Annotated in this window: 9 protein-coding genes; 2 read left to right on the top strand and 7 right to left on the bottom strand. The window is 37.9% G+C overall.

Features of this window, described 5'->3' with window-relative positions; all coding sequences use genetic code 11:
• Positions 1-2: 2 nt before the first annotated feature.
• Together PXC01_RS13305 and PXC01_RS13300 are read left to right on the top strand one after the other, a co-directional pair.
• Entirely contained in the window at positions 3-845 is an 843-nt protein-coding gene (locus PXC01_RS13305) for a family 16 glycosylhydrolase (protein ID WP_276472776.1), read from the top strand.
• Between the two features lie 7 nt (positions 846-852).
• The gene (locus PXC01_RS13300) at positions 853-2382 is read left to right on the top strand and encodes a sulfatase family protein (protein WP_276472775.1); all 1530 of its coding nucleotides are present in this window, start codon (positions 853-855) and stop codon (positions 2380-2382) included.
• 29 nt (positions 2383-2411) lie between these two features.
• Here the strand turns inward: PXC01_RS13300 and PXC01_RS13295 are convergent, their stop codons facing one another.
• The 7 genes from PXC01_RS13295 to PXC01_RS13265 form a co-directional block, all read right to left on the bottom strand.
• A complete protein-coding gene (locus tag PXC01_RS13295) occupies positions 2412-3416 on the bottom strand; it encodes an L-rhamnose/proton symporter RhaT (protein WP_276472774.1) in 1005 nt (334 codons plus the stop codon).
• 33 nt (positions 3417-3449) lie between these two features.
• Positions 3450-4493, bottom strand: coding sequence for an aldose epimerase family protein (locus PXC01_RS13290; RefSeq protein ID WP_276472773.1), 1044 nt, complete (start codon positions 4491-4493; stop codon positions 3450-3452).
• An 8-nt stretch (positions 4494-4501) separates the two neighbouring features.
• Complete coding sequence (locus PXC01_RS13285; protein WP_276472772.1) at positions 4502-5947, bottom strand: sulfatase-like hydrolase/transferase; 1446 nt, start codon at positions 5945-5947, stop codon at positions 4502-4504.
• 16 nt (positions 5948-5963) lie between these two features.
• Positions 5964-7166: a glycoside hydrolase family 117 protein gene (locus tag PXC01_RS13280; RefSeq protein WP_276472771.1), complete on the bottom strand. Its 1203-nt coding sequence runs from the start codon at positions 7164-7166 to the stop codon at positions 5964-5966.
• Between the two features lie 238 nt (positions 7167-7404).
• Positions 7405-9192 (bottom strand): arylsulfatase, encoded by a 1788-nt coding sequence (locus tag PXC01_RS13275; RefSeq protein WP_276472770.1) that lies wholly within the window; start codon positions 9190-9192, stop codon positions 7405-7407.
• A gap of 8 nt (positions 9193-9200) precedes the next feature.
• Complete coding sequence (locus PXC01_RS13270) at positions 9201-10766, bottom strand: alpha-L-fucosidase (RefSeq protein WP_276472769.1); 1566 nt, start codon at positions 10764-10766, stop codon at positions 9201-9203.
• A gap of 174 nt (positions 10767-10940) precedes the next feature.
• Complete coding sequence (locus tag PXC01_RS13265) at positions 10941-12185, bottom strand: family 16 glycosylhydrolase (RefSeq protein ID WP_276472768.1); 1245 nt, start codon at positions 12183-12185, stop codon at positions 10941-10943.
• Positions 12186-12216 lie beyond the last annotated feature (31 nt).

The raw sequence follows: 12216 nt of genomic DNA, 5'->3' as shown, positions 1-12216 counted from the left end.
ATATGAAATTTACAAGGACACCAATACTATTTATCACCTTTATTTTCTGCTCAATTTTATCTGCCCAGACCCCTGAACCTCCTGTGGGTTTTAAATGGGTGATAAATGAAAATTTTACCGATGAATTTGAAGGCAATGCATTGGATACCGGTAAATGGCATGCAAGATCCCCATATTGGGTAGATGGAAGACCTCCTGCTACATTTAGGGATTATTCCGTTTCTGTAAAAAATGGTAATCTGCAAATAAAAAATTCAGTTTTAAAAAACGATGAAAAATATACTATTGCTGGCGGAGCCGTGGCTTCTGTGGCAAAAGATGCCCTATATGGCTATTTTGAGACTAGAATGAAAGCTTCCAGTATAAGTATGTCCTCTACATTTTGGCTAAAGAATAAACCCGATACTAAAGAATGCCCGTTTGAAGTGCAGGAATTGGATATTGTAGAAGTTGTTGGACAACAAAAAAAAGGTGGTGATTTTAGAACAAAATTAAGATCCAATACACATACCTTTTATACGGATTGCGATGGAACAAAAACAGTGAAGTCACAAAAAGGTGTAGTATCTGAAATCAATCCTCCGGCAGATGAAGCTTACCACGTATACGGATGTTGGTGGGTAGATGCCAATACTATTAAAATCTATTTGGATGGGGAATATAGAACTACCATGCATCCTAGCACCTTTTTTAGGGACACACCTTTCAACAGACCTATGTACATGCATCTGGTAACGGAAACCTACAATTGGGAAACTGTACCAACACCGGAAGAATTGGCAGACGATAGTAGAAACACCTCCTATTATGATTGGGTAAGAGCTTACACTTTAATACCAAATTAATAAAAATATGTATCCATCATATCGTACAATTACCTTATTACTATTTCTTTTCACGGTAATTCTTAACGCACAAGAAAAGCCTAATGTAATCGTGGTTCTGGTGGACGATTTAGGTCTAGGCGACGTATCTTATTACAGAAAATTACATTCAGACAATATCATTGTAGAAACTCCCGCTTTAGATGCTTTAGCAGAAAATGGTACCGTTTTCACTAATGCACATGCTCCTGCAGCACTTTGTGCACCATCACGATATGCGATTATGACAGGAAACCACTGTTATAGAAGTGATGCACCGTGGGGAGTTTGGGGAAGTTATGAAAAAAGCCCTATTAAAGAAAACCAGCTAACACTTGCCAAATTAATGAAACAAGCGGGTTACCACACCGCCTTTTTTGGCAAATGGCATATTGGCGGCGATTTTCTTAGAAAAGATGATCCAAAAACTATTTATCGAGGTCCAAGAAACAAACCAGAATTAGATGTAGATATCAGAAAAATTGTAGGTGGCGGACCACGCTATCATGGATTTGATTATGCGCTTTCTTTCCAAGCCGGAATACAAGATGTACCCTATGCTATTTATGAGAATAGTATATTTAAACCTATTGCCAAAAATTCTAAGATCACTTTTATCACCCAAGCTAAAATGGATAAAATTGGTGTGAAATTGGATAAAGCCGAAGGTCTAGGCGATAGTCATTGGAACCCGACACATATGGGCCATATGCTTATTTACACCGCAAAAAACTATATTGAAGAAAACGCGAATAAAGACAAACCGTTCTTTATGTACTACTCTGCCCTAGCCGTTCATTTACCACATACTCCAACCGATGAATTAAATGGAATGAAAATAGCCGGCACCACACCATCCAAACATTTAGACTTAGTCAAAGAATTGGATGTACAAATACAAATGCTGATCAATACCTTGAAAGAGCAAGGTATTTATGATGACACCATCATTATGCTAACTTCTGATAATGGTGGACTTTTAAGAAAAAACACCTTGAAATGCGGTCATCAACCCAGTGATATATATCGCGGTGGAAAAAATCAAGCTTATGAAGGTGGTAATCGCGTACCTTTTATCATTTCTTGGAACAACCATCTAAAACACCAGTTAAATGGCAGTCCGGTTTTAGGTCTTGACATTATGGCGACATTGGCAGATTTAACCCAAATAGATTTACCAGATGACCAAGCTTTAGATTCTTCAAGTTTTTTGCCTATGCTTAAAAATGAAACGGAAGTTTTAAATAGGACCATCTATTCCCAAAGCGGAACTAGAAAAGAGGTAATGCTTATAAAAGATAATTTTAAACTCATCATGCAGGTAGATAAAACGGATTTAAGTAATAATACCCAATTACCTATTGCACTGTTCGACCTTAAAAATAATCCTACTGAAACAGAAGAAGGAAATTTAATTTTAAACAAAGAATATCAATCTAAAATAAAAGAATTGGCAACACTTTACCATACCACACGAAAAAGCGGAAGACCTACAGCCTCCCGCTTTTTGAACAATTAGCACTTAAGCTATTTAAAACAAAATCTTCACTAGTTTATTCCATTGGAATATGCAACTACCACAATACCCGTAATCATCAACGCCAGTCCTGCATATAGAAATCCTTTCGCTTTTGAAGAGGCATTGATCCATTCTTTGGTAATTAGACCGCTAACAATCGCCGTGGCCACTGAGGATGTATTAAAAATTGCATAACCTACGGTATTGCCTGAGCTACCCAATTTAAAAGCGGCGTACGCAAATAATGCCGATGCGGCATAATGGAAAACTGCCATGACCAAAATTAATACTACATTCTTACCGAATGCCGGAGTCTTAAAGTTGCCCCAAGCATTGTTCTTACTTAATTGCCATAAGAAATATGCGGTCATCACAATACCTCCACTTAAAAATATAGGGAACATTACCGCTACGGCAGTTATCCAATCTGCATTTCCTTGAGCTATACTTGCTTCATGTAAATAAGGTCTACCTGCTGCGTTTGCATAACTGAAACCGGTTGCCAATAACCCACCAACTACGGCAATCATAATACCGGTAACCATAGAACCTTTTTTATCACTGGTACCGGCTTCATCCTTTTCCCTTAAAATACCTGCCCTACCATTTAAGATAACGCCGACCAACACAATAAAAATTCCAATTAAAATAAACGTAAGTACATTGGTTGGCGGTAGACCGTCTTCTATAAAAGGTAATAATGAACCCACTAGAATTATGGTTCCTATAAAAATGGAAAAGCCTAATGAAAGCCCTATGTGATTAATTGCCTTGCTCCACATCATTACCCCTATTCCCCATAAGAAGCTGGTAAGTCCCATCTTTACCCATATGTCCATAGGCATATTGCCGAATATTTCACCAAATCCGTTAATGAGCGTTAACGAGGCTATTATTGGTACAACGAACATTGTGAGCAGAAAAAACAAACTCCAAGTGTTCTCATATTTAAAGTCTTTGGTAAACTTTTCTGGCAGGGCATAAAGACCCAGCATTAATCCGGCAAAAATTGCCAACGATACTCCTTCTATCATCTTAGTTAATTTTTGGTTTAGTTAATTTTATGGTTACCAGCCAAATTTGAAAATGGTCGTACTTTGGTAGGTTTCGTCTTTATCTAAAATAGATTTGGGGGCATTGTCAATATTTGGTCCGTTCGGGTATCTGTGTGTCTCTAGGCACAATCCCCTAAATTTTCCATATTGCAAGCCTGTCTCCCTATTTAAATCGTCTGAAGTATACTTACCGGTGTAAAAAAGCATACCAGGCTCGGTCGTATATACTTCCAAACTTCTACCGCTGTTTTCCTCTTTAATTTCAGCTACCTTACCTAGCTCAAAACCTTTTTCATCAAACAGGTAATAATGCTCAAAACCGTCTCCCATAGCGTCATGAACATCACCTATTTTCTTAGGTGTTCTTAAATCGTCCGGCTTGCCTAATACTGAAATATTATTGCCCGTTGCCGCTCCCGTATCGTCCCAAACTTGTTTTTTATCCGATGCTATTTCAACGGTGTGTTGCAAAACATCATCTTTAAATCCTGAAAGATTAAAGTAAGAATGATTGGTGATGGTAAACGGTGTATTCTGATCTGTAGTAGCTATATAATCTATCTGTAGTTCATTGGTATTGGATATGGTAAAAGTTACCCAGACAACCACATTGCCAGGAAAGCCTTCTTCTAAATGCCCACTTTCCAATTTCATGGTAACCAATGCCTTGTTTTCATCATAGGTATCCACGGTCCAAATTTTCTTATCGAACCCTTTTTTGCCTCCGTGAAGATTATTATCACCAACTATTTTATTTAATTGATAATCAACACCTTCCAATGTAAATTTTGAATCTTTAATTTGAGAACAATATCTCCCTACGGTACTTCCAAAGTATGGTGCGTTACTGGTATATGCCGGTGAAAAGTAACTATCTAAATCATCAAATCCGCACACTATTTCATCAATATTCCCTTCTTTATCCGGTACTTTAATAGAGGTTATGGTGGCTCCATAGTTTGAAATTTTAATTTCTACCCCATGGTCATTTCTCAATGTAACCAACTGTATTTCATTATCCTCAATAGTCCCAAAATGTTCTACGTTTGTTTTCATGTACTGTTTTAGTCTTTATTCATTCTTATTTTTGGAGCACTATACGCATCCATTCTTTCTGCGGCCTTTCCTTCAAACTTGCGCTGTAGTTGCCATTTTGGTCGTTCTAGACCTAGCTCCCACTGAAATAGCTTTTTGTACATTGCCCTAACTCTTTTTGGATATTGCAATGCCAAATCATATTCCTCTGCAGTATCTTTTGATACATCGTAGAGCTCTGCAGGTCTATCTGGATATCTAATTAATTTCCAGTCCAATTCTCTGATAGCAGCCCTAGTTTCCTTTTTCCAATACAAAGTTTTATGTGGGCGACCACTCTTATTTTTTTTCAAAAAAGGCAAAATATCAACTCCGTCCAACCCCTTTAAACCAGCTGCTTCAACACCGGCAATTGTGCTGAATGTTGGGTACATATCCAGCAAAGAAATAGGATAATCGTATGCTGTATTGCCCTGTAAAATTCCCTTCCAAGAAATTAAAAACGGAACCCTAATACCACCTTCTAAATGATTTGCCTTGGTGCCACTTAAGGGTTTATTCAATGACGCATTGGCATCACTTGGTCCTCCATTATCATTGGTAAATACAATGACGGTATTATCCAATAAATCTAGCTTCTTCAATTGATCAAACACCTTACCGCATGCCCGATCCATGGCCAAGGTCATTGCTGCCAGTTGTTTTCGCTTTCCGGTTAAATTTGGAAATTGATCTAAATCTTCATTTGTTGCCTGCATTGGCGTATGCACGGCATTAAAGGACAGATATATAAAAAATGGACGGTCTTTGTTTTGAGCTATAAATTGATTGGTTCTATCTGCCAGTACATCCGTTAAATATCCTTTGTGCTCTAGATAATTACCAAAACCTTCCTCTAATCTGTTTTTGTTCTTATCCATTTTATTGGTTTCATCATAAGGCATAAAACTACGAGCCCCTCCCCTAAATCCGTAAAACTCATCAAAACCTCTATTGGTGGGGTGAAACCTATCTGCGTTGCCCATGTGCCACTTGCCAAAAATGGCGGTAGTATAACCCTGTTGCCTTAATTCATCGGCAATGGTTCTTTGATTTAACGGTAAACCCATATCATAACCTGTTACTCCAGAAGTACTCATATAGCCGGGCACATTGTTTTCCTCAAAACCAAAGCGCTGTTGGTACTTACCTGTTAAAAAACCTGCTCTTGACGGACCGCAAACGGCAGCACTTACATAGGCTTGAGTGCAACGAACGCTCTCTTTGGCAAACTCATCTAAATATGGGGTTTTGAACTCTTTACTTCCTTGAAAACCAAAATCTGCATAACCGGCATCATCGGCAAGGATAAAAACGATATTGGGTTTGTTCTGCGCTGAACACCATTGCCCAACAACTAGAAATACCAATAGAATGAGCTTGTATCCATGAAGCGCTAATTCTTTATTAAAACCGTTACGGATTTTTACTACCATATAAAGTAAATAGATTCTAATATTTCTCTTTTTTACGAGAGGTAAAACGCATTATACTTTGATAGTCCCTACTATTATATACGTGTGTTAACCCCCACTTTAAAACCTCTGTAGGTTCTTTTTCACTATCTACCGCCCTGTTTAAACCTATAGCGTGCGGCGGACTTGGAATTGACGCCATGATGTTGAAGTTTACGCCGTCTTCCGCCCATTGAATGGTATTTTTCTCGGGTCCGTCCGTTGTGATCAGAGAGGCAATTCCTCCGTTGTACGGCCATACACAAATTTCATGTCCGCTATTACTAATTGGATTATATGGAGATTTCACATATGGTCCTTTTGGATTATCGGCAATGGCGACGCCGTGTCTTATTTGACGGCCTCCAAATGTAATGTCCTCGCCCATTTGCTCACCTTTATAATACAGGTAGAACTTACCTTTAAAAGGAAGAATACAGGGGTCATGAACTTTATGGCTATCAAAGTCTCCCTTTTTCTTAACCGAAAAGCGATCATTAGGATCATCACCTTCCCAAATACCATTGTCTGCAGGACTCAAAATTGGTTCTTTGCTCTTGATCCAAGGACCATTAGGAGATGTTGACCAAGCCAAACCTATTTGGTTCTTAACTCTTTTATTGTACGGTGATTTTACAGTTTGATAGGTTAAATAGTACATATCTTCATGCTTCATAATCTCTACCGTAAAAACAGATCGATCATCATAGGCGCCCTTTTCTCCTCTTGCAACGGCAATTCCTTCTTCTTTCCAAGTAATACCATCTGTAGAAGTTGCATACCAGATATCACAACGATCCCAAGGAAATACTTTTTCGTTTTCTATATCGCCATCAAAACCTTGCGTAGGTCCAACACCTTTAGAATACCAAACGTAGTATTTACCATCTTCTTTGACCATGGCACTTGGGTCTCTTCTAATCACCCCTTCTTCATATGCCAAATCGCCTTTTAATGGTTCTAGTTGATTAAATTCTAAAAACCACTCGTTTCCTAAATCGGTTGGCCAAGCTAATGCTCTTTTTGAAGCCGCACTTAAATGCTCAACATCCGTTATACCCAAGTGATCAATTTGCTCTTGTGTAATAGTCGAATTATCTTCTTCGCCCGTATTACTTTCAGTTGATTTTATAGCTTTTTCTTGGCAACCTATAAATACCAATACAACATAAATACCTAGTAATGTTTTAATTATTCTCATTTCTGAAATAAATATTTAGATTTAATTAAATTTTTTAGCGAAATTTTTATGTATCCTATAAAGATGGAATTTAAAATACCTTTCTCAAAGCCCATTATTTCACAACTAGACATTAACTGAACAAATAACTAACACATTCAACAGCAATTAGTTAAACAATACAATACCCAACCTTAAGGTATCTTAATTCACTACCCGTTTATGATAATTCTCTATTCTATCTTATTAATAAACCATATCAAATTTTATTGATATAGATGTAATAGACTCCGTAGGTTTCTGTAGCAGAAATAAAGTCCGCTACCAAAAATGTTTTACCTTTTTCCAAGAACACCTTAAAATCTGTTGACTGGTCATTTGAGTTAATAGTCTTTTCAAAAATTTGATTGGCTATCCGTAATCTTACCTTATCCGGAGAAATAGACACATACTCAAAATTTGATTTAGGAAATTTACTTGGCACCCCTAGAATAGGCCCAGGTACTTCTTTGGACCAGCGCATGCATGAAATAGTATACATACCTTCTTTTGCAACCTCTATAGCATGTGTATTATTTTTATTTTTTACACCCCCAGCCACTTGTTCGGTTTTCCAAATACCGTTATCGTCACCGATGGCGTGTTGAATAGTTAATTTTATTTCTTTTTGATGTTCCGTGCCTATAATAGCTACCGGTATTTCATTAATTACATCATTACCCAAAGCCGATGTATAAAAGGTTGCATTCTCACTTTGTAAATCTTTAACCAATTGCGGATGTTCTTTTGCTATGTTTTTCTTTTGCTTGGGGTCAGCAACTACATTGTAAAGCTCTTTGCCCTGTAGTAATCGCCATTCGTTACGTAAAACAAGTCCGTCAGATTCTTGTCTGGGCGGTCTCCAGTCTTGCCGATTATGTAGAAAAAGCGTTCGATCTTTTAAAATTGCATCTGTATTTTTTAATACGGGAGAAAAATCAACCCCCTCTAAACCCAATGTATCGGGCGTATCTAGTTTACATAAACTTGCCAGCGTTGGTATAAGGTCTATGTGAGCCGCCAACGTATTATTGTCTTTACCCCCATTAATTCTTGCTTCAGGATATCGAATAAAAAAAGGAACTCTATGTCCGCCTTCTTGTTTGCTACCTTTTATTCCGCTATAGCCTTTATTGTAGCCTAAATTATCAGCTTCTTGATACCCATAGCGTGTACCGTTATCTGACATAAAAATGACAATCGTATTCTTTTCTAATTTTTCCGCTTTTAAAAACTTGGTCAGCTTGCCAAAATTATGGTCAATATTGGCTATCATTCCATAAAGATTAGCACTAACTATTTCCTTGCCTTCTAAATGTCTGTACGGGGCAGCATATTTTTCATCCACATATAACGGATCATGAGGTGCATTCAATGGCAAATACACAAAAAACGGTTGATCCTTATTGTTCTTGATAAAGTTTATGGTCTCATTGAACCAAACATCGGTACAGTACCCTTTAAATTGTTTAGGTTGATTGTTTACATAGTATACATCATCAAAATAATCGTTTCCCCAATAATCGGACAATTCACCAATACCACCTGCCAAATGATGAATAGCCGTGTCAAAACCAGAATCTGTTGGTCTGTTGGGATAATTGTCCCCTAAATGCCATTTTCCGAACAAAGCGGTTTTGTAGCCATTTTTCTTAAATACATCTGCCATGGTCACCGGATTGGAAAGGGCATCTCTACCTTTGTATGTTGCCCACGCCCCATTGCTTATTGGATACTTACCGGTCATTATTGCGGCTCTAGTGGGCGTGCATAACGGAGACACATGAAAATTGGTCATTCTTACGGCATCATTATAAAAAGCATCAATTTCGGGTGTTTTTAACCACTTATTGCCATGCGCACCCAAATCGCCAATACCTTGGTCATCGGTTAGTACCAAGATAACATTTGGCCTTGACTGTGATTGCAAGGAAAATATACAGCCAAGACCTATACAGTATAGACCTATTAGCATCTTTTTGATAGTAAAGACCGAATATTTCATCATCGAAAAAATTAATCTATATGCGCCTCTACATCTCCACCAATATTATTCTCTTTGTAACCTTCTAAAGTAATTTTAAAAGCATGGGCATATTCCGTAGGAAAAGAGGATGGTTTTTGAATGACCAAACCTTTCTCATTGCGCTCCCATTTTAATTTCTCGGCACTACCAATTAGTTGCACCTCTAGAATAGCTGAATTCAATGCTCCAATATCAGTAGACAACGTTTTCATGATTACATCGCCTTTGGGCTCGTCTAATACAATGGCAAAAAATTCTTTATCGCCTTTCTTGGTATATCTTATGTCGTTCTCATTGTATTCTATTTTTAGCTTCTCCTCTACTTTATGCCCACCTTCTGGCAATCTAGTGGGCCCTTCACCAAAAACGGTCCATGGACGTGTATCATAAATTGCCTCGCCGTTAATTTCTAACCAAGCTCCCATATCTGTCAATAATTTTTGCATTTCCGGTGGAATGCTACCATCTGGGTTTGGTGGTACGTTCAACAACATTAATCCGTTTTTTGCTACTATATCCGCAAGTATATCTATGAGCTCATTGGCTGTTTTAAATTTGGCATTGGGTCTATAGAACCACGCTCCCGGTGAAGTATCCGTTAGCCATGCATTCTGTTTGGGTTGATTTGGTCTACCGCGTTCATAATCTTTGATAGCAACATCTTCGTTAAAGGTTGCTTCTTTATAACAAACGGCTACTTCCTTACCCCACTCCTTTCCCTTGTTATAGTAGTAAGCTAAAAACTTAAGTCGGTCTTCTTCCGGTAGATTCTCTAACCACCAATCGAACCAAATAATATCCGGTTGGTAATTATCAATATATTCCTTTAAGGCGGCCCACCATGCTGTCCTAAAAGCTTCATCTGGAGTGTCATTATCCAAACTGTGCGGGTTGGTATACAAATCATAATCTTTAGGATCAATGTTACCGTGTGCGTGTGCAGGACCAAAATATTTCCAGGTAAATGCGTGGTGAAAAGATCCTATAAATCGCATTCCTTTTTCATTTATTTCCTTTTTTAGTGCTGCAGACGGATCAATACCTCCATAATTCATAGCATTCCATCGGGTTACCTTACTATCCCACATCGCAAAATTATCATGGTGCATGGCTACAGGACCGGCAAACCTTGCCCCCGATTTTGCAAATAAATCTGCCCACTCCTTGGCGTCAAAAGCTGTTGGAGAAAAATCTTCTATGATTTCTATATATCCTTTTTTTGATGGTTTACCGTATTTCTTTTTATGATGGAGGTAATTGTTACTGGGTTTACCGTTTTTGGTTTCAACTATTTTACCATCATTATACATCATCATACCATGCCAACCTGCATAATGCTTGCTTGGTTCGGTTCCCTCAAAAGCACTTGATACCGGACCCCAATGTGCATAAATACCCAATTTGGCATCTAAAAACCAATCTGGCGTTGCATTTGCCTGGGCTATAGACTCCCAAGTTTCTGCATATTTATCGTTTTGTCCATATATATGTGATTGATAGCTTGCTCCTAATATTATAGCAATAATCCCTAGTTTTTTACCGATGTGTTTTATCATTTGAAATAGATTTAATCCTATGAACAATTAATCTCCTGTATCAGTCTAGCTATGAGACCTTAGCACTGATAACTAACTGATAGGTCTATAACAAGATTAGGATGATTTGCACGAAACCAGCACTACATATGACCCATTTAGGAATATAAATGGTTCTAAAAGACGATTATTAAGCTATTTAATCTTTAAAATAAGGTTGTTACGGTCTAAAATAGTATTATCATCGTCTTGAACAGGTTGTAATTTGGCAAGTAGACGATATTCTGTATCTGCATTCAACGTGTTGTTCAACTTTAATTTATGGCGAAAATGACCATAACCAGCAAGCAACTGTACCTTATCCGTAGCTATTTTTTCATCGGCCATATTATAAACTTCCAAAACCAATTGCCTTGGTTCGTTTGCTTTATAGGAAATCGGAATTTCCAAGTTAGACACCTTGCCTAAGGTAATTTCCGTAGTCTCAAAAATGACACTTTCATCATACAATTGTAATTCCTTTTCTAAAGAGCTATGAGATATCTTCTTTGAAATATCCTCTAATTTATACGCGCGTACCCAATCATAATAAACTACGTTTTTACTTGGATCGGACAACTCTTTTTCGTTTGGAAGTTCTATCCAAGGAAAAGGATAGGTTTCAGATACCAAACGCATGTACATGGGTTGATCAAATGGTTTTTCCTTTACCTTATCATAGAATTTTTGATGTTTTGGTTCTCTATGGTCATAATAGTAACTAGCGGAACTTTCATTACGCCACCAACCACCATATACATGAAAATTTTCTGAGGTTACCTCGTTATCTTCAAATCTTACCTGAGCAGCCCTGCGGTCATGTCGCTCGCCTTCGCAATCAGTATACCAAAAGTGACTGTTGGAGTGCATTCCACTTGCAAAATAGCTACCACTGTAATCGCCTGATCTACCAACCGATTCATGAATATCCCATTCTAGGCCATATGTATCACAACCGTTAGGTCCTTTAAAACTACCTACGGTAGAAAACCAAAATGTAGTAGACATGGTAGTTGCCGCGGCTTTTGCCTTTGTTTCAAAATACCCGAACTGTGTTTTCTTCTTGGAAACTACCGCAGCACCGGCAATTGAAAATGTTCTGTTGCTACCATAGGCATTTATTGTGGTGTCCTTTTTCATCATTTCGCCTTTCAGCTGTAAGTAACCATCACCAACGGATACTTGTGATTTCATAAATAGTCCCGGTTCTCTTCCTATCCAAGTAGGGTGATGATCCAACCATTTTGTAGTATCTAACGCTGTACCATTAAATTCATCTGAAAAATCCGGGTTCATGACCCATCTTTTTCCTAGTGGCGGTTTTGGCGGTCCAACCCGTACATCTTCGTTTTCTGGGCTATAACGTTGCCCATGCACTTCACCTATAAATAGAAAGAGCATGCAACACGTGATAATACATTGTATAATATTT

This window comes from Maribacter huludaoensis, from assembly GCF_029350945.1.
GTDB classification, from domain to species: domain Bacteria; phylum Bacteroidota; class Bacteroidia; order Flavobacteriales; family Flavobacteriaceae; genus Maribacter; species Maribacter huludaoensis.
The sequence above is the reverse complement of the archived record's forward strand: the minus strand, read 5'-3'. Positions and strand labels throughout refer to the sequence as shown.